At 62.1% G+C, this 19,597-nt stretch carries 14 protein-coding genes, 1 tRNA gene and 1 pseudogene; 2 read left to right on the top strand and 14 right to left on the bottom strand.

Annotated elements, in window-relative coordinates; translation table 11 throughout:
• Window positions 1-2: 2 nt before the first annotated feature.
• The 4 genes from tuf to rpsL all read right to left on the bottom strand — a co-directional run bounded on the left by tuf (window position 3) and on the right by rpsL (window position 4,293).
• Entirely contained in the window at window positions 3-1,178 is a 1,176-nt protein-coding gene (tuf, locus tag EOB36_RS04100; protein WP_126106702.1) for an elongation factor Tu, read from the bottom strand.
• Between the two features lie 66 nt (window positions 1,179-1,244).
• Window positions 1,245-3,335, bottom strand: coding sequence for an elongation factor G (gene fusA / locus EOB36_RS04105; RefSeq protein WP_095488822.1), 2,091 nt, complete (start codon window positions 3,333-3,335; stop codon window positions 1,245-1,247).
• A 30-nt stretch (window positions 3,336-3,365) separates the two neighbouring features.
• Window positions 3,366-3,836, bottom strand: coding sequence for a 30S ribosomal protein S7 (rpsG, locus tag EOB36_RS04110; RefSeq protein WP_128284346.1), 471 nt, complete (start codon window positions 3,834-3,836; stop codon window positions 3,366-3,368).
• A gap of 85 nt (window positions 3,837-3,921) precedes the next feature.
• On the bottom strand, window positions 3,922-4,293 hold the full coding sequence (rpsL, locus tag EOB36_RS04115) for a 30S ribosomal protein S12 (RefSeq protein ID WP_006333356.1): 372 nt from the start codon (window positions 4,291-4,293) through the stop codon (window positions 3,922-3,924).
• 463 nt (window positions 4,294-4,756) lie between these two features.
• Here rpsL and EOB36_RS04120 point away from each other — a divergent pair, with 463 nt between their 5' ends.
• Window positions 4,757-5,038 carry a transcriptional regulator gene (locus EOB36_RS04120; protein WP_095488828.1) on the top strand — a complete coding sequence of 94 codons (282 nt, stop codon included), beginning with the start codon at window positions 4,757-4,759 and terminating at the stop codon, window positions 5,036-5,038.
• A gap of 170 nt (window positions 5,039-5,208) precedes the next feature.
• Window positions 5,209-6,144, top strand: coding sequence for a Gfo/Idh/MocA family oxidoreductase (locus EOB36_RS04125; RefSeq protein ID WP_126106704.1), 936 nt, complete (start codon window positions 5,209-5,211; stop codon window positions 6,142-6,144).
• 210 nt (window positions 6,145-6,354) lie between these two features.
• Here the strand turns inward: EOB36_RS04125 and rpoC are convergent, their stop codons facing one another.
• The 10 genes and pseudogenes from rpoC to EOB36_RS04175 all read right to left on the bottom strand — a co-directional run bounded on the left by rpoC (window position 6,355) and on the right by EOB36_RS04175 (window position 19,594).
• Entirely contained in the window at window positions 6,355-10,551 is a 4,197-nt protein-coding gene (gene rpoC / locus EOB36_RS04130; RefSeq protein ID WP_128284347.1) for a DNA-directed RNA polymerase subunit beta', read from the bottom strand.
• 184 nt (window positions 10,552-10,735) lie between these two features.
• Window positions 10,736-14,872 carry a DNA-directed RNA polymerase subunit beta gene (gene rpoB, locus EOB36_RS04135; RefSeq protein WP_095488824.1) on the bottom strand — a complete coding sequence of 1,379 codons (4,137 nt, stop codon included), beginning with the start codon at window positions 14,870-14,872 and terminating at the stop codon, window positions 10,736-10,738.
• 253 nt (window positions 14,873-15,125) lie between these two features.
• Window positions 15,126-15,503, bottom strand: a complete 378-nt coding sequence (gene rplL / locus EOB36_RS04140) for a 50S ribosomal protein L7/L12 (protein ID WP_023680442.1) — start codon at window positions 15,501-15,503, stop codon at window positions 15,126-15,128.
• Window positions 15,504-15,557: 54 nt separating this feature from the next.
• Complete coding sequence (gene rplJ, locus EOB36_RS04145; RefSeq protein ID WP_065011395.1) at window positions 15,558-16,076, bottom strand: 50S ribosomal protein L10; 519 nt, start codon at window positions 16,074-16,076, stop codon at window positions 15,558-15,560.
• A gap of 396 nt (window positions 16,077-16,472) precedes the next feature.
• Window positions 16,473-17,171, bottom strand: a complete 699-nt coding sequence (gene rplA / locus EOB36_RS04150) for a 50S ribosomal protein L1 (RefSeq protein ID WP_128284348.1) — start codon at window positions 17,169-17,171, stop codon at window positions 16,473-16,475.
• Between the two features lie 4 nt (window positions 17,172-17,175).
• Window positions 17,176-17,604: a 50S ribosomal protein L11 gene (gene rplK / locus EOB36_RS04155; RefSeq protein ID WP_023798121.1), complete on the bottom strand. Its 429-nt coding sequence runs from the start codon at window positions 17,602-17,604 to the stop codon at window positions 17,176-17,178.
• Window positions 17,605-17,775: 171 nt separating this feature from the next.
• Window positions 17,776-18,303 carry a transcription termination/antitermination protein NusG gene (gene nusG, locus EOB36_RS04160; RefSeq protein WP_006333333.1) on the bottom strand — a complete coding sequence of 176 codons (528 nt, stop codon included), beginning with the start codon at window positions 18,301-18,303 and terminating at the stop codon, window positions 17,776-17,778.
• Between the two features lie 27 nt (window positions 18,304-18,330).
• Entirely contained in the window at window positions 18,331-18,534 is a 204-nt protein-coding gene (secE, locus tag EOB36_RS04165) for a preprotein translocase subunit SecE (protein WP_029352158.1), read from the bottom strand.
• Window positions 18,535-18,905: 371 nt separating this feature from the next.
• A tRNA-Trp gene (locus tag EOB36_RS04170) sits at window positions 18,906-18,981 on the bottom strand.
• A gap of 131 nt (window positions 18,982-19,112) precedes the next feature.
• Window positions 19,113-19,594, bottom strand: a pseudogene (locus tag EOB36_RS04175) (group II truncated hemoglobin).
• Window positions 19,595-19,597 lie beyond the last annotated feature (3 nt).

A 19,597-nucleotide genomic window follows, 5' to 3' on the forward strand; every position in this document is an offset into this window, starting at 1 on the left:
AATTACTCTTTGATGGTGACGACGATGCCGGCACCGACGGTGCGGCCGCCTTCACGGATGGCGAAGCGCAGCTTCTCTTCCATGGCGATCGGCACGATCAGCTCGACATCGACCGTGATGTTGTCGCCCGGCATCACCATCTCGGTGCCTTCCGGCAGCGACACGATGCCGGTCACGTCGGTCGTGCGGAAATAGAACTGCGGCCGGTAGTTGGTGAAGAACGGCGTGTGACGGCCACCTTCGTCCTTGGTCAGGATGTAGGCTTCGGCCACGAACTTCTTGTGCGGCTTGACCGTGCCCGGCTTGGCCAGAACCTGGCCGCGCTCGACACCTTCACGGTCGACACCGCGCAGCAGCGCGCCGATGTTGTCGCCGGCCTGGCCCTGGTCGAGCAGCTTGCGGAACATCTCGACGCCGGTGCAGGTCGTCTTGGTCGTCGGACGGATGCCGATGATCTCCAGCTCCTCGCCGACCTTGACCACGCCGCGCTCGACGCGACCGGTCACAACCGTGCCGCGGCCCGAGATCGAGAACACGTCCTCGATCGGCATCAGGAACGGCTTGTCCAGCGGACGAACCGGCGTCGGGATGTAGTCGTCGACCGCAGCCATCAATTCGCGGATCGCGTCCTCGCCGATCTTCTTGTCGGAATCTTCCAGAGCCGCAAGCGCCGAGCCCTTGACGATCGGAATGTCGTCGCCGGGGAACTCGTTCTTGGTCAACAGCTCACGCACCTCGAGCTCGACCAGCTCGAGCAGCTCGGCGTCGTCGACTTGGTCGACCTTGTTCAAAAACACCACGATCGACGGCACGCCGACCTGACGGGCCAGCAGGATGTGCTCGCGGGTCTGCGGCATCGGGCCGTCGGCGGCCGACACAACCAGGATCGCGCCGTCCATCTGCGCAGCGCCGGTGATCATGTTCTTCACATAGTCGGCGTGGCCGGGGCAGTCGACATGGGCGTAGTGGCGGGCAGCCGTCTCGTATTCGACATGAGCCGTCGAGATGGTGATGCCGCGCGCCTTCTCCTCAGGCGCCGCATCAATCTGGTCGTAGCGCTTGTATTCGCCAAAATACTTGGTGATCGCCGCCGTCAACGACGTCTTGCCATGATCGACGTGGCCAATCGTGCCAATGTTCACATGAGGCTTTGTACGCTCGAATTTACCTTTTGCCATGTGATGTCTCCATTCCTGCTCGCCCGTGCGGGCTTTGAATTAAGTTAGCGCTGCAACCCGCCCGGGTTACGCGTATTTCTTCTGGACTTCCTGAGCGACCGCGGTCGGCACCGGCTCGTAGTGATCGAACTGCATCGTGTAGGCCGCGCGGCCCTGGCTCATCGAGCGCAAATTGTCGACGTATTTGAACATGTTGGCGAGCGGCACCATCGCGTTGATGACCACTGCCACGCCACGGGCCTCCTGGCCCTGGATCTGGCCGCGGCGGCCGTTCAGGTCGCCGATGACGCTGCCGACGTAATCTTCCGGCGTCACCACTTCGACCTTCATGATCGGCTCGAGCAACTGCACGCCAAGCCTGGGCGCCGCTTCACGGAAGCAGGCACGGCCAGCGATTTCGAAGGCCAGAACGCTGGAGTCGACGTCGTGGTAAGCACCGTCGATCAGCGTCGCCTTGACGCCGATCATCGGGAAGCCCGCGAACGGACCCGAGGTCATGACGCTGTTGATGCCCTTTTCGACACCCGGGATGTATTCCTTCGGCACAGCGCCGCCGACGATCTTGGTTTCGAACTGGAATTCGCTGCTTTCCGGATTCGGCTCGAAAAGGATCTTGACGCGGGCGAACTGACCGGTACCGCCGGTCTGCTTCTTGTGCGTGTAGTCCTGTTCTTGGCTGCGGGTAATCGTCTCGCGATAGGCCACCTGCGGCGCGCCGACATTGGCCTCGACCTTGAACTCGCGACGCATGCGGTCGACGATGATGTCGAGGTGAAGTTCGCCCATGCCGGAAATGATCGTCTGGCCGCTTTCCTCGTCGGTCTTGACGCGGAAGGACGGATCCTCGGCGGCCAGGCGGTGAAGGGCGAGGCCCATCTTTTCCTGGTCGTTCTTGGTCTTCGGCTCAATGGCGATCTGGATGACCGGATCGGGGAATTCCATGCGCTCGAGGATGACCGGATGCAGCGGATCACTGAGCGTGTCGCCGGTGGTCGTGTCCTTGAGGCCGGCCAGTGCGACGATGTCGCCGGCGAAAGCCTCTTCGACGTCGGCGCGCGAGTTCGCATGCATCTGCAGCATGCGGCCGATGCGCTCTTTCTTGCCCTTGACTGTGTTGTCGACCGAGATGCCCTTGGTGAGCTTGCCCGAATAGATGCGGGCAAAGGTGAGCGAACCGACGAACGGGTCGTTCATGATCTTGAAGGCGAGCATCGACAGCGGCTCGTTGTCGTCGGCATGACGCTCGATCTCGGCATCGGTCTTGGCGTCGACGCCCTTGATGGCCGGAACATCGGCCGGCGACGGCAGATATTCGACGACGGCATCGAGCAGCGGCTGCACGCCTTTGTTCTTGAAGGCCGAGCCACAGAACATCGGATAGAACTTCACCGCGATGGTGCCCTTGCGGATCAGCGCGCGGATCTCGTCATTGCTCGGCATCTTGCCTTCGAGGTAATTCTCAAGCGCCGTCTCGTCCATTTCGACGGCAGCCTCGATCATCTTCTCGCGGTATTCTTCCGCACGAGCCTTGAGGTCATCCGGGATCTCGACGACGTCCCAGGCAGCGCCCAGCGTTTCGTCACGCCAGACCAGCGCGTTCATCTCGACGAGGTCGACGACACCCTTGAATTCGGTCTCGGCACCGATCGGCAGCTGCATGACGACGGCATGCGCGCCGAGGCGCGAGCCGATCATCTCGACCGAACGGTAAAAATCGGCGCCGATCTTGTCCATCTTGTTGCAGAAGATCATGCGCGGCACGCGGTACTTGTCGGCCTGGCGCCAGACGGTCTCCGTCTGCGGCTCGACACCGGCATTGGCGTCGAGCAGCGCGATGGCGCCGTCGAGAACACGCAGCGAACGCTCGACCTCGATGGTGAAGTCGACGTGGCCGGGGGTGTCGATGATATTGAAGCGATGCATCTTGCCGTCACGAGCCTTCCAGAAGGTCGTGGTCGCGGCGGACGTGATGGTGATGCCGCGCTCCTGCTCCTGCTCCATCCAATCCATGGTGGCAGCGCCGTCATGGACTTCGCCGATCTTGTGCGACTTGCCCGTGTAGTAGAGGACGCGCTCGGTGGTCGTCGTCTTGCCGGCGTCGATATGCGCCATGATACCGAAATTGCGGTAGTCTTCGATTTTATATTCGCGGGCCATGGGAGGTGCCTCTTCAGTCTCGTTCGCGCTTTACCAGCGGTAGTGCGCGAAGGCGCGGTTGGCTTCTGCCATTTTGTGGGTGTCTTCACGCTTCTTCACGGCGGTGCCGCGGTTGTTGGCCGCGTCCATCAGCTCGCCGGAGAGGCGGTCGACCATAGTGGTCTCGTTGCGGTTGCGGGCCGCAGCGATCAGCCAGCGGATGGCCAGCGCCTGACGGCGCTCGGGGCGCACATCGACCGGAACCTGGTAGGTGGCACCACCAACGCGGCGCGAACGCACTTCCACATGCGGCGCGACATTGTCGAGCGCCTGATGGAAGACGGTGACCGGCTCCTGCTTGGTCTTGGAGTGGACCTGGTCGAGCGCACCGTAGACGATGGTCTCGGCAACCGACTTCTTGCCGTCATACATGACGGCATTCATGAACTTGGTGACGATCAGATCACCGAACTTCGGGTCCGGGTTGATCTCACGCTTTTCTGCACTGTGACGACGGGACATTTTTTCTCTGCCTCAATTCTGCGTGGTGGCCTGGATCCCGGATCGTCGCCTGGCGCCGTCCGGGATGGCCTTGGCTACGCTTCGGTCACTTCGGACGCTTGGCGCCGTACTTCGAACGGCGCTGCTTGCGGTTCTTCACACCCTGCGTGTCGAGCACGCCGCGGATGATATGGTAGCGGACGCCCGGAAGATCCTTGACGCGGCCGCCGCGGATCATCACCACCGAGTGTTCCTGAAGGTTGTGGCCTTCGCCGGGGATGTAGCCGATCACTTCAAAACCATTGGTCAGGCGGATCTTGGCGACCTTGCGCAGCGCCGAGTTCGGCTTCTTCGGGGTCGTTGTGTAGACGCGCGTGCAGACGCCCCGCTTCTGCGGGTTCTGCTGCATGGCCGGGACCTTGTTGCGCTTCACCGGCGCAATGCGCGGCTTGCGGATCAGCTGGTTGACGGTAGGCATTAAACCCTCTTGTCTCTCAATTCCGTGTCTCGCCCGGTCAGGGCCGCTCAAAGCGTCATTTCCATACGCAAGTTCGGGCCACAAACCGCGCCTCGCGGTCTTGCCCGAACAAATGGCAGAGGAAGCGGAAGCCGCTTCATGCACGCCGGAAATGTCTTTTCGCTCGTAAAACGAACCCTGTTTGAGGCAAACTCCAAAGCGTGTCGCTTCGGAAGGGAGAGCCTCACATCGGTTCTGACTGGCCGGCTTCTACTCGCAAGCCTGTTGCCCGTCAACCCCGGAGCGCCAAATATTACGCTGAAACCAAGGCTTGGCAGCCATGCGAAAGACGCATGTAATTTTCTTTCGTCATTTTGCAAGAGGAAGGAAGAAAGTGACCGGCTTTCGGCTGTTGCGCGGCAATGCTTCATGCGAAAAAGACGGCATGAATAGCGCAAATCCCCTCGCCCGGAGGAATCAGCCCGTGAACGACAATGATGAGCGCCCGGTCACCATCATCACCGGCCGGGCATGGAAAAGGAAGGGCGGCAAGCCGGAAGGCGTCCACCTCATGCTGGTGGCGCCCGACGACGATTCGGCGGTGCGCCGGGCGCTCGAATCGCTCTCGGCCGAAGGTTACGCCGAGGCGGAGCTCGACCAGATCGGCGACCTGGACGGCGTGCCCGACGAAGAGCCGCACCTGTCGGCCTATCAGGGCGCGCTCGAAGGCGAAGTGTCGATCGTCACCTTCGACGTTCCGGCCTGAAGCAGGGCCAGTCTGAAGCAGGGCCAGTCTGAACGAGAGGCAATGGCGGCTGTACCTGCCCTCGCCTGGGACTGTCATGTCCGACTCTGCCGAGACTTGCCCGGCATCGGTTCTCTGCTAAGAACCATTCGCTGCTGACAGCCAAGCGCATCCAATCCGCGGAGTCTCCCATGTCCTCGAACAGCAACCCCATCAAGCTCGGCATCGTCGGGGTGGGAAAGATCGTCCGCGACCAGCACCTGCCGGCCTTGGCAAAGGACCAGGCCTATCGCCTCGCCGCTGCCGCCAGCCGGCACGGCAAGGTGGAAGACATCCCGAATTTCCCAACCATCGAGGCGATGCTCGATGCTGTGCCAGAGCTCGATGCCGTATCACTCTGCATGCCGCCGCAGTTCCGCTATGATGCCGCACGGACCGCGCTCGAAGCGAAAAAGCATGTCTTCCTGGAAAAGCCGCCCGGCGCCACGGTCAGCGAGGTCGAGGATTTGAAGGCGCTAGCGGTCGCGAACGGCGTCTCGCTGTTCGCCAGTTGGCATTCGCGCTATGCGCCGGCGGTGGAAGCCGCGCGTGCATTCCTCGGCTCGACCCAGATCAGATCGGCAGCCATCAACTGGAAGGAAGACGTGCGCCGTTGGCACCCGAATCAGGACTGGATCTGGGCCCCAGGCGGCTTCGGCGTCTTCGATCCCGGCATCAACGCGCTGTCGATCGCGACCCACATATTGCCGGCGATGTTCATCACCTCGGCAATTCTCGATTTTCCCGAAAACCGCGCCGCCCCGATCGCCGCCCATATCGCCTTCCGCACCTCTGGTGGATTGCCGGTGACGATGGAGCTCGACTGGCGCCAGACCGGCCCGCAAAGCTGGGACATTCTGGCCGAGACGGACAAGGGCGCGATGGTGCTTTCGGGCGGCGGATCAAAACTCGAGGTCGACGGCCGCGTCGTTCACGACGAGCCGGAAGCCGAATATCCGATGCTCTACAGGCGTTTCGCCGAGATCGTGCGCGCCGGCGTCTCCGATGTCGATCTCGCCCCGCTGCAGCATGTCGCCGACGCCTTCATGCTCGGCAAGCGCAATGTGGTGGAAGCGTTTTTCGACTGAAGCTGTAAGGAGCGACCATCGCTCCGGTCCTTACCATCTTGCAAACGTTGCGCCGCCCCTCATCTGGTTGCCGCCACCTTCTCCCCGTGAACGGCAGGGCTATCGCATTACTCCCATTCCGTCACCATCGACATACGCTTCAACGCAACAAACAAAAAAGCCGCCGGGTTGCCCCGACGGCTTTGTTGCCTGAGATCTGTAACGCCGCGCCTACTGCGCGGCGTTGACCATATCGGTCAGCATCGGTTCGGCGACCTCCACGCCTGACGCCCTGCGGCGCTCGTCGATGATCAACTCGTCGCGCGAGGTGGCGATGCGCCGGATCTGGCTCATCGTGCCGCCGGTGCCGGCCGGGATCAGCCGGCCGACGATGACGTTTTCCTTCAGCCCCTGCAGCATGTCGGTCTTGCCGGCAACCGCCGCTTCGGTCAGCACCCTGGTCGTCTCCTGGAAGGAGGCGGCCGAGATGAAGGACGGCGTCTGCAGCGAGGCCTTGGTGATGCCCAAGAGCACCGGCTGGCCTTCGGCCGGCTTCTTGCCGTCCTCGACCAGGCGCTCGTTGACCTCTTCCAGCTCGATCACGTCGACGTGGTCGCCCGGAATGTAGGTCGAGTCGCCCTGGACGGTGATCTCGACCTTCTGCAGCATCTGGCGAACGATCACCTCGATGTGCTTGTCGTTGATCGACACGCCCTGCAGGCGGTAGACCTCCTGGATCTCGTTGACGAGGTAGGACGCAAGCGCCTCCACGCCCTTGATCGCCAGGATGTCGTGCGGCGCCGGATTGCCGTCGAGGATGTAGTCGCCCTTCTCGATAACGTCGCCGTCCTGGAGATGGAACGGCTTGCCCTTCGGGATCAGGTATTCGACCGGCTCAAGCGTCGAGTCATGTGGCTCGATGATGATGCGACGCTTGTTCTTGTAGTCGCGACCGAAGCGGATCGTGCCGTCGATCTCGGCGATGATGGCGTGATCCTTCGGACGACGTGCCTCGAACAGTTCGGCAACACGCGGCAGACCGCCGGTGATGTCCTTGGTCTTGGCGCTTTCCATCGGGATACGCGCCAGCACGTCGCCGGGGCGAACCTGCGCACCCGGCTCGACCGAAAGAATGGCCTCGACCGAGAGCAGGAAGCGGGCGTCGCCGCCCTTCGACAGTTTGCCGACCTTGCCCTTGGCATCCTGGACGACGATCGCCGGCTTGAGGTCGTTGCCGCGTGGCGTCGAACGCCAGTCGATGACCTCGCGCTTGGTGATGCCGGTCGATTCGTCGGCCGTTTCCTGAACGGAAATGCCGTCGACCAGATCCTCGAACGCCACCTTGCCCTCGATCTCGGTGAGGATCGGGCGGGTATAGGGATCCCACTCGGCAACGCGCTGGCCGCGCTTCACCTTGTCGCCATCGTCCACGAAGATGCGCGAACCATAGGTGAGGCGGTGCGTGGCACGCTCCTTGCCGGCTTCGTCGAGGATCAGCACCGCCATGTTGCGGCCCATGACCATCTGCTGGCCGTCGGAGTTGCGCACCACGTTGCGGTTGCGGATCTCGACCTTGCCCTCATAGGAGGCTTCAAGGAACGAGCTATCCACCACCTGCGCCGTACCGCCCATGTGGAAGGTACGCATGGTGAGCTGGGTGCCCGGCTCGCCGATCGACTGCGCGGCGATGACGCCGACAGCCTCGCCCTGGTTGACCGGGGTGCCGCGGGCCAGATCGCGTCCGTAGCAGACCGCGCAGACACCGACCCTGACGTCGCAGGTCAGCGCCGAGCGGATGCGGACCGACTGGACGCCGGCCTTTTCGATCTCTTCGACGTCGCGTTCGTCCATCAGCGTTCCGGCCTTGACCAGAACCTGACCCGTGACCGGATGAGTGATGTCGTCGAGCGACGTGCGGCCGAGAACGCGCTGGCCGACGGAGGCGACGACCTGGCCGGCATCGACGATCGGCTGCATGGTGAGGCCCTTGTCGGTGCCGCAGTCGACGGAGTTGACGATGCAGTCCTGCGCCACGTCGACCAGACGACGGGTGAGGTAGCCCGAGTTCGCCGTCTTCAAGGCGGTGTCGGCCAGACCCTTGCGGGCGCCGTGGGTCGAGTTGAAGTACTCGAGCACGGTCAGGCCTTCCTTGAAGTTCGAGATGATCGGCGTCTCGATGATCTCACCGCTAGGCTTGGCCATCAGGCCGCGCATACCGGCAAGCTGGCGCATCTGGGTGGGCGAGCCGCGCGCACCGGAGTGCGACATCATGTAGATCGAGTTCATCGGCTTTTGACGGCCATTGTCCTCGAACTCGACCGCCTTGATGCGGGCCATCATCTCGTCGGCAACCTTTTCCGAGCACTTGGCCCAGGCATCGACGACCTTGTTGTACTTCTCGCCCTGCGTGATCAGACCGTCATTGTACTGCTGCTCGTATTCCTTGGCCAAAGCCTCGGTGTCGGAAACCAGCTTGATCTTGGCATCCGGGATCAGCATGTCGTCCTTGCCGAACGAAATGCCGGCGCGGCAGGCGTGGCTGAAGCCGAGGGCCATGATGCGGTCGCAGAAAATGACCGTCTCCTTCTGACCGCAATGGCGGTAGACGGTGTCGATCATCTTGGAGATGTTCTTCTTGGTCATCTCCTGGTTGGCGGTCTCGTAAGGCACGTTGACGTTCTTCGGCAGAAGCTCGCCGATGATCATGCGGCCAGGCGTGGTGTCATGGATCTTCGACACGACATTGCCTTCGGCATCGACCGAGCGGAAGCGACCCTTGATCTTGGAATGCAACGTCACCGCCTTGGTCTCGAGCGCATGCTGGAGTTCGCCCATGTCGGCAAACACCATGCCCTCGCCCGGCTCGTTCTGGTTGACGATCGAGAGATAGTAGAGACCCAGAACCATGTCCTGCGACGGCACGATGATCGGCGCGCCGGAAGCCGGGTGCAGGATGTTGTTGGTCGACATCATCAGCACGCGGGCTTCAAGCTGTGCTTCCAGCGACAGCGGCACGTGAACCGCCATCTGGTCGCCGTCGAAGTCGGCGTTGAAGGCCGTGCAGACCAGCGGGTGAAGCTGGATCGCCTTGCCTTCGATCAGGATCGGCTCGAACGCCTGGATGCCGAGGCGGTGCAGCGTCGGCGCGCGGTTCAACAGCACCGGATGCTCGCGGATGACCTCGTCGAGGATATCCCAGACCTCCGGGCGCTCCTTCTCGACCAGCTTCTTCGCCTGCTTGACGGTCGAGGAATAACCCTTGGCGTCGAGACGGGCGTAGATGAAGGGCTTGAACAGTTCGAGCGCCATCTTCTTCGGCAGGCCGCACTGGTGCAGCTTGAGCTCCGGGCCGGTCACGATAACCGAGCGGCCGGAATAGTCGACGCGCTTGCCGAGCAGGTTCTGGCGGAACCGGCCCTGCTTGCCCTTGAGCATGTCGGACAGCGACTTCAGCGGGCGCTTGTTGGCGCCGGTGATGACGCGGCCGCGACGGCCGTTGTCGAACAGCGCGTCGACGGCTTCCTGCAGCATGCGCTTTTCATTGCGCACGATGATGCCGGGGGCGCGCAGCTCGATCAGCCGCTTCAGGCGGTTGTTGCGGTTGATGACGCGGCGATAGAGATCGTTGAGATCGGACGTGGCGAAACGGCCGCCGTCCAGCGGGACCAGCGGGCGCAGGTCCGGCGGGATCACCGGAACCACCTTCATGATCATCCATTCCGGACGGTTGCCGGACTCCATGAAGTTCTCGACGACCTTGAGCCGCTTCAGATACTTCTTCTGCTTCAGCTCGGACGTGGTCGAAGCCAGCTCCGAACGCAGGTCGCCGGCGATCTTCTCCAGGTCCATGCCGGCCAGAAGGTCGTGGATGGCCTCGGCGCCGATCATGGCGGTGAAGCTATCCTCGCCATATTCGTCGACGGCCATCATGTACTCTTCCTCGCTGAGGAGCTGGTGCTCCTTCAGCGCGGTGAGGCCAGGCTCGGTGACGATATAGTTCTCGAAGTAGAGAACGCGCTCAATATCCTTCAGCGTCATGTCGAGCAGCGTGCCGATACGCGACGGCAGCGACTTCAGGAACCAGATATGGGCGACGGGCGCGGCCAGCTCGATATGGCCCATGCGCTCGCGACGGACGCGCGACAGCGTGACTTCGACGCCGCACTTCTCGCAGATAACGCCCTTGTACTTCATGCGCTTGTACTTGCCGCACAGGCATTCGTAGTCCTTGATCGGACCGAAAATGCGCGCGCAGAACAGGCCGTCGCGCTCCGGCTTGAAGGTGCGGTAATTGATGGTCTCCGGCTTCTTGATCTCGCCGAACGACCAGGACAGAATCTTCTCAGGGCTGGCGAGCGAGATCCGGATGGAATCGAACACCTGCGCAGGCGCCTGGGGATTGAAGAGATTCATGACCTCTTGGTTCATGCCGTTCTCCTTTTCGGGGTCCTCGAAAACCCCTTGCATCTAGCGCGGGCCAAACGCCCGCCGACTTGTCGGCCACCGGCCGAAGAAACTTCTTGTTTGAGCATGATCTTGGCCGAAAACCGGTAACCACTTTTCGGGATCATGCTCGGCGTCCGGTCGCGAGAGCCGCGACCGGACGTCTTGCTTACTCGGCCGCGTCGGGCAGCCGAACCGGGTTGTCGTCCAGCTTGGTGTTCTCCAGCTCGACATTGAGGCCCAGAGACCGCATTTCCTTGACGAGAACGTTGAAGCTCTCGGGAATGCCGGCCTCGAACGTGTCGTCGCCTCTGACGATCGCCTCGTAGACCTTGGTGCGGCCGGCGACGTCGTCCGACTTCACCGTCAGCATCTCCTGCAGCGTGTAGGCGGCGCCGTACGCTTCGAGCGCCCAGACCTCCATCTCGCCGAAGCGCTGGCCACCGAACTGCGCCTTGCCGCCCAGCGGCTGCTGGGTAACGAGCGAGTACGGCCCGATCGAACGCGCGTGGATCTTGTCGTCCACAAGATGGTGAAGCTTGAGCATATATATGTAGCCCATCGTCACTTTGCGATCGAACGGCTCGCCGGTGCGTCCGTCATAGAGCTGCGACTGACCGCTGGTGTGCAGGCCCGCCTGCTCCAGCATGATGTTGATGTCGGCCTCGTGCGCACCGTCGAACACCGGTGTCGCGATGGAGACGCCGCGACGCATTTGCTCGCTGAGGCGAACGATGCTCTCGTCGTCGTATTCGCGGATCGGCTCGTTGCGGTCGTTGGCCGGCATGAAGCTCTCAAGCGTCTTGCGCAGCGGCTTGATGTCGCCGGCCGTCTTGTAGGCGTCGATCAGATCGCCGATCTTCCTGCCCATTCCGGCGCAAGCCCAGCCCAGATGCGTCTCCAGGATCTGGCCGACATTCATGCGGCTCGGCACACCCAGCGGGTTGAGCACGATATCGGCATGCGTGCCATCCTCGAGGAACGGCATGTCCTCGACCGGAACGATCCGCGACACGACACCCTTGTTGCCGTGTCGGCCGGCCATCTTGTCGCCGGGCTGCATCTTGCGCTTCACGGCCACGAAGACTTTGACCATCTTCATGACGCCGGGAGGCATCTCGTCGCCGCGCTGCACCTTCTCGACCTTGTCCATGAAGCGCTGCTCGAGCGCCTTCTTGGAATCGTCGTACTGGCCACGCAGGGCTTCCAGTTCGCTCTGGAGCTTTTCGTTCTCCACCGCAAACTGCCACCACTGCGAACGCGGATACTCGTCAAGCGTGTCCTTCGACAGCTTCGAGCCCTTCTTGAAGCCCTTCGGCCCGGCAATCGCTTCCTTGCCAACGAGAACGTCGGAAAGGCGCGAATAGACGTTGCGGTCGAGGATCGCCTGCTCGTCGTCGCGGTCCTTGGCGAGGCGTTCGATCTCCTCGCGTTCGATCGCCATGGCGCGCTCGTCCTTCTCCACGCCGTGGCGGTTGAAGACGCGCACTTCGACAACGGTGCCGAAGGTTCCCGGCGGCATGCGCATGGAGGTGTCACGCACGTCCGATGCCTTTTCACCGAAGATGGCGCGCAGAAGCTTTTCTTCCGGCGTCATCGGGCTTTCGCCCTTCGGCGTGATCTTGCCAACCAGGATGTCGCCCGGCTGCACTTCCGCACCGATATAGACGATGCCGGCCTCGTCGAGGTTCTTCAGCGCTTCTTCCGAGACGTTGGGAATGTCACGCGTGATCTCCTCCGGCCCAAGCTTGGTATCGCGCGCCATGACCTCGAACTCCTCGATGTGGATCGAGGTGAAGACGTCGTCGGCGACGATGCGCTCGGACAAGAGGATCGAGTCCTCGTAGTTGTAGCCGTTCCACGGCATGAACGCGACCAGCACGTTGCGGCCGAGCGCCAGATCGCCGAGCTCGGTCGACGGACCGTCGGCGATGATGTCGCCCTTGTTGACCCGGTCGCCCATGCGCACCAGCGGACGCTGGTTGATGCAGGTGTTCTGGTTCGAACGCTGGAACTTCATCAGCCGGTAGATGTCGACGCCCGACTTGCCGGGATCGAGATCCTCCGTGGCGCGGATGACGATACGCGTCGCGTCCACCTGGTCGACGATGCCGCCGCGGCGGGCGCCGATGGCGGCGCCCGAGTCACGGGCGACGATCGGCTCCATGCCGGTGCCGACAAACGGCGCTTCGGCGCGCACCAGCGGCACGGCCTGACGCTGCATGTTCGAGCCCATCAGGGCGCGGTTGGCGTCGTCGTTCTCGAGGAACGGGATCAGGGCCGCGGCCACCGACACCATCTGCTTCGGCGACACGTCCATCAGATCGACGTTTTCGCGCGGCGCCATCATCACTTCGCCGGCGTTGCGGCAAATGACGAATTCGTCGACGAAACCACCATTCTTGTCGAGCTCGGCATTGGCCTGAGCAACGTGATGCTTGGCCTCTTCCATCGCCGACAGGTAGACGACCTCATTGGTCAGCTTGCCGTTGACGATCTTGCGGTACGGGCTCTCGATGAAGCCGTACTTGTTGACGCGCGCGAAGGTGGCCAGCGAGTTGATCAGACCGATGTTCGGGCCTTCCGGCGTCTCGATCGGGCAGATGCGTCCGTAATGCGTAGGGTGCACGTCGCGCACCTCGAAGCCGGCGCGCTCGCGGGTCAGACCACCAGGTCCAAGCGCCGAGAGACGGCGCTTGTGGGTGATCTCCGACAGCGGGTTGGTCTGGTCCATGAACTGCGACAGCTGCGAGGAGCCGAAGAACTCGCGCACGGCGGCAGCCGCCGGCTTGGCGTTGATCAGGTCCTGCGGCATCACCGTGTCGATCTCGATCGAGGACATGCGTTCCTTGATCGCGCGCTCCATGCGCAGCAGCCCGACGCGGTACTGGTTCTCCATCAGCTCGCCGACCGAGCGCACGCGGCGATTGCCGAGATTGTCGATGTCGTCGATCTCGCCCTTGCCGTCGCGCAGTTCGACCAGCGTCCTGACCACGGCCAGGATGTCGTCCTTGCGCAGCACGCGCACGGTATCCTCGGCCTTGAGCTCGAGGCGCATGTTCATCTTGACGCGGCCGACGGCCGACAAATCATAGCGCTCGCTGTCAAAGAACAGTGAGTTGAACATGGCTTCGGCGGTCTCGAGCGTCGGCGGCTCGCCGGGGCGCATGACGCGGTAGATGTCGAACAGCGCGTCCTGGCGGCTCTCATTCTTGTCGACGTTGAGCGTGTTGCGGATGTAGGCGCCGACATTGACGTGGTCGATGTCGAGAACCTTGATCTCATCATCGCCGGCGCTGAGAAGCACTTTCAGCGTCTTTTCATCGATCTCGTCGCCGGCTTCGAGGAAAATCTCGCCGGTCGCATAGTTGACGATGTCCTCGGCAAGGTAGTTGCCGAGCAGATCCTCGTCGGTTGCCTTGATCGCCTTGAGACCCTTTTCGCCGAGCGCCCTGGCCTGGCGGGCGGTGATCTTCTTGCCGGCCTCGACGACGACCTCGTTGGTGTCTGCATCGACCAGGTCGCCAACGGCCTTGAGGCCGCGGAAACGCTCGACGTTGAACGGGATGCGCCAGTGGTCGCCGGCACGCTTGTAGGTGATCTTGTTGTAGAAGGTCGACAGGATCTCCTCGCCGTCCATGCCGAGCGCCATCAACAGCGACGTCACCGGAATCTTGCGGCGGCGGTCGATGCGGGCGTGCACGACGTCCTTCGAGTCGAATTCGATGTCGAGCCACGAGCCGCGATAGGGGATGACGCGCGCGGCAAACAGCAGCTTGCCGGACGAGTGCGACTTGCCCTTGTCATGGTCGAAGAAGACGCCCGGCGAACGGTGCATCTGCGAGACGATGACGCGCTCGGTGCCGTTGACGATGAAGGTGCCGTTCAAGGTCATGAGCGGCATGTCGCCCATGTAGACGTCCTGCTCCTTGATGTCCTTGATCGACTTGGCGCCGGTATCCTCGTCGATATCGAACACGATGAGGCGCAGCGTCACCTTGAGTGGCGCGGCATAGGTAAGGTCGCGCTGACGGCATTCGTCGACGTCGAATTTCGGTCCTTCGAACTCGTACTTCACGAATTCCAGCATCGAGGAGCCGGAAAAGTCGGAGATCGGGAAGACCGACCTGAAAACCGCCTGCAGTCCCTCGTCAGGACGCCCGCCCTTGGGCTCCTCCACCATCAGGAACTGGTCATAGGATGCCTTCTGAACCTCGATCAGGTTCGGCATCTCCGCAACTTCCGGGATCTTTCCGAAGAATTTGCGTACGCGTCTGCGGCCATTGAAAGTTTGTGTCTGGGCCATCGTCGCTCCTTAGCTCGATTCTCGGGGCGAGCCTCGCCGCGGCTCGCCTTGCATTCTCGGCCACCTCGGCGGCGGCCTTTAATTTGTTCACCCGCCACCTGTCGGTGGCCGGCCAAAACGGGAGAAAACCCGTTTCCTGAAGGCCGGTTTACGGCCCTCAGGAAAGAGGTTTTCGTGCTCTTCGCGTTACGCAGCCTCCCTTCGCGCCAAGGGAGTGGCGGACGGCGCGAAGCCGCCCGCCGGTATCAAACGCTTACTTCAGTTCGACCTTGGCGCCGGCTGCTTCCAGCTGGGCCTTGAACTTGTCCGCGTCGGCCTTGGAAACAGCTTCCTTGACCGGCTTCGGAGCCGCCTCGACCAGGTCCTTGGCTTCCTTGAGGCCAAGACCAGTGATGGCGCGAACTTCCTTGATGACGTTGATCTTCTGAGCACCCGCCTCGGTGAGGACGACGTCGAATTCCGTCTTTTCCTCGACCGGAGCAGCTGCGGCCGCAGCACCGCCAGCGGCGGCAACCGCCACCGGAGCAGCTGCGGAAACGCCCCACTTTTCTTCCAGAAGCTTCGACAGCTCGGCCGCCTCAAGGACGGTCAGCTTCGAAAGGTCGTCTACGATCTTTGCCAGATCAGCCATTGCAATATTCCTTCATAAGGTTCGAACGTGTGTTTGTGATAGCGAGGAACGGCCTCATGCCGCCTCGTCCTTCCGGGCGTAAGCGCCGATGACACGCGCGACCGAAGCCGCAGGCGCATTGACGATCTGGGCGATCCGGGTTGCCGGCGTGGCGATCATGCCAACCAGCCTGCCGCGCAGCTCATCGAGCGACGGAAGTGTGGCGAGTGCCTTCACACCGTCGGCGTTGAGCGAGGTGGTGCCCATTGCGCCGCCGAGAATGACGAGCTTGTCATTTCCCTTGGCGAAATCGGACGCGACCTTCGGCGCCGCAATCGGATCCTCCGAATAGGCGATCAGCGTCTGTCCCTTGAACAGGTCGATGATCGATGCGGAGTCCGTGCCCTGAAGAGCGATTTTGGCGAGACGGTTCTTCGCGACTTTGACGGTGCCACCGGCGACACGCATTTTCGACCGAAGGTCGTTCATTTGCGCGACGGTAATACCGGCGTAGTGGGCCACGACGACTGAACCAGCGCCCGAAAACGCTTCATTCAGGCCCGTGACGAGTTCGCGTTTTTCCGCTCTGTCCACTGCCTATCTCCAGTTGACCCCTGCCCTTTTCACGAGGACAGGCGTCGGGTTGCCTTTTGCCGGCCGGGCCATCCAGTAACGGATCTCCCGAACGACGCTCGAGGATCCTGCCCCCTTTCGCCACACCAGCCGGCAAGCCGAATGGTGCGCAGACAAAAGGCAAACACGGTTCGAACCTTTCATTGGAGCAGTCGCTCCGTTGTCCGGTCTTCACCCGTCTCATGCAGGCCCACATGAATTAAGGCCCCCCTTGAACTAAGGCTTGGGGCCGCCCGCAATCTCGGACAGGATGTCCGGAAGCCTTCCGACTTCCGGTACCGGGCCGCCAAGATAAATCGGAGGCCCGGAATTCTGCTTGCGGATCGGCCCTTTAGCGTCCGATCCAAATAGGTCGTATCAGGACGCTGCCAGCGTCGAGACGTCGAGCTTGAGGCCCGGGCCCATCGTCGAGGTGACCGACACCTTCTTGACGTAGTTGCCCTTGGCGCCAGCCGGCTTCGCCTTGTTCACTGCGTCGGCGAACGCGCGGACGTTCTCTTCCAGCGCCTTGATGTCGAACGAGATCTTGCCGACGCCGCCATGCACGATGCCGGCCTTCTCGACGCGGAACTCGACGGCGCCGCCCTTCGACGCCTTGACGGCGGCGGTGACGTCAGTGGTGACGGTGCCGACCTTCGGGTTCGGCATCATGCCGCGCGGGCCGAGCACCTTGCCCAGACGGCCGACCAGCGGCATCATGTCCGGCGTGGCGATGCAGCGATCGAAGTCGATCGTGCCCTTCTGGACGATGTCGACCAGATCCTCGGCGCCAACGATATCGGCGCCGGCCGCCTTGGCTTCCTCGGCCTTGTCACCACGCGCGAAAACGGCGACGCGGACGGTACGGCCGGTGCCGTTCGGCAAATTGACCACGCCACGGACCATCTGGTCGGCATGGCGCGGGTCGACACCCAGGTTCATCGCGACTTCAACGGTCTCGTCGAACTTCACCGAGGACCGGTCCTTGAGCAGCTTCAGCGCATCACCCAAGGCATAGGCCTTGTTGGGATCGATGCCTTCGCGGGTCTTCGATACACGCTTTGCAATCTTTGCCATGATCTCAGCCCACCACTTCCAGACCCATCGAGCGGGCGGAGCCCTCGACCATGCGCATGGCCCCCTCGATATCGGTTGCGTTCAGATCCTTCATCTTCTGCTCGGCGATGGCGCGCACCTTGTCGCGGCCGATCGTGCCGGCCTTGACCTTGCCCGGCTCCTTCGAGCCCGACTTCAGGTTTGCGGCCTTCTTCAGGAAGTAGCTCACCGGCGGCGTCTTCATGACGAAGGTGAACGACTTGTCCTGGTAATAGGTGATCACGACCGGAACCGGCGATCCCTTTTCCATTTCTTGGGTCTGCGCGTTGAACGCCTTGCAGAACTCCATGATGTTGATGCCGCGCTGACCAAGCGCCGGTCCGATCGGGGGCGACGGCGTAGCCGAACCCGCGGAAACCTGGAGCTTGAGCTGGCCTGCAATTTTCTTAGCCATCTCTTCCTGCCTTCATCTCATGCCGGCCCCACCATGTGGGCAACACCGGCGGTTGCAGTCTGGTGGTGCGGTTCCTGTGGCCGGCTAAAGCCGCACTCGCCTCCCACCTGTGTTGGCCGCGAGTTCCACGCCGCCTCCCCTCACCGCCGAATGGGCGACAAGGATTTCGGATCAGCCCTTTTCGACCTGTCCGAATTCGAGATCGACCGGCACGGCGCGCCCGAAGATCGAAACTTCCACCTTGAGCCGCGCCCGCTCCTCGTCCACTTCCTGGACGAAACCGTTGAACGATGCGAACGGACCGTCCGAGACGCGGATCGCCTCGCCGATCTCGAAAGTGACCGACGGCTTCGGCCGCTCGACGCCTTCCTGCACCTGGTTCAGGATGCGCTGGGCCTCGGCCTCGGTGATCGGCACCGGCTTCGAGTCACCCAGGAAGCCGGTGACCTTCGGCGTGTTCTTCACGAGCGAGAACACCGCGTCGGTCAGGTTGGCCTTCAGGAGCACATAGCCCGGGAAGAACTTGCGCTCGGCATCGACCTTGCGGCCGCGGCGGATCTCGACGACCTTCTCGGTCGGCACGACGATCTGCTCGATGTCAGCGGACAGGCCTTTCTGCTTGGCCTTGTTCTCGATGTCCTCGGCGACCTTTTTTTCAAAGTTCGAATAAGCGTGGACGATGTACCACCGCGCAGTCATCTCAAGACTTCTCCGTAATCGCCGGACTTAGCGTCCAATGCCCAGAATCTGCTCGACCGCGAGGCCCATGAGCTGATCGGCGGTAAAGAAAAAGATCATCGCGATCACAGCGAACGCCAGGACCATCACCGTCGAAATCATCGTTTCGCGCCGCGACGGCCAAGTCACCTTGGCGGTCTCCGAGCGAACCTGCTGGAGAAAGACGAAAGGATTTGTGGTTTTCGAAGCCATGTGCCGCCTGTCTTCGAGACCCGTTGACCGGATCTCCTGGATGATCCCGCTGGCCGGGATGTGCCGCCTGAGCCTGTGTTCACGCCGAATCAGCGCAATCATTTCGCCCATGCAAATCGGACGCGTAAAGCCGGCTTCCCAGCTCCACGCGTCGCGTGTCTGTTTCGTCTACATAAAACCGATTCTTGATCCACGCAAGTGGCAAGTGTCCGCTTTATGACCAAACGCCGCCTCGGAACCATCCAGTCGTCCCGTCCCGGCTATGGCCTCTTATGCCCCAAGACAGGCTATATGGCAAGTCACCGCGCGATTTTCAAAGGGCCGATGCGTGGAAGACCAGACAATTTTCATGAAATGGCCATTTCGAAAAATGGCACGGGCAGCAGGGCTCGAACCTACGACCTGCGGTTTTGGAGACCGCCGCTCTACCAACTGAGCTATGCCCGTATCGTGCGCATGTCGGCGCAGCAGGCGCTTCCTAAAAGCTTCCGCGCGCGCTGTAAAGAGCGGTCTGATCTGATCGTCCCATTCCTGCCTGCTTTCAGCATCAGGTCGGAAATCTTCGTGCCAAATCGGGATCATCCGCCCGACGGCGGCCTGTACGGTCCGCCAGGCACGCCCCAGCCCCAGGCCGGCATCGGTTCCGTCTCAGGGTCGCAAGTCTCGCCAAGGTTCGAGTTCATCTTCGCCAGCCGCGACCCCCATTCGAAATAGGCCATGAAAGCCGAGCGGAATTCCGGATCGTCGGGCAGCCCGACCTCGTCGGCAGCGTCAGCGAGAAGATTGATCCAGCGGCGGCGCTGTTCCTCGCTCAGGTGTTTGCCGAGATGGTGAATCACCATCTCGCGGTGGCCGCCATGCTCCTCGCTGTAGGTCTCGGTCCACCAAAGACCTCGCCGATGAAGGCGGCGACATGCGCAGGATGGTCCGGCGACATGTTGTTGAACACCGGGCCGACGATGGAATCCCTAGACACCTTGTCATAGAAGGTTTGGGTCAGGCGATTCAGCGCTTCGGTGCCGCCGGCCCATTCGAACAATGTCGGGATATTTTGGCTCATTCT

The organism is Mesorhizobium sp. M6A.T.Cr.TU.017.01.1.1, assembly GCF_004023115.1.
Lineage (GTDB): Bacteria > Pseudomonadota > Alphaproteobacteria > Rhizobiales > Rhizobiaceae > Mesorhizobium > Mesorhizobium mediterraneum.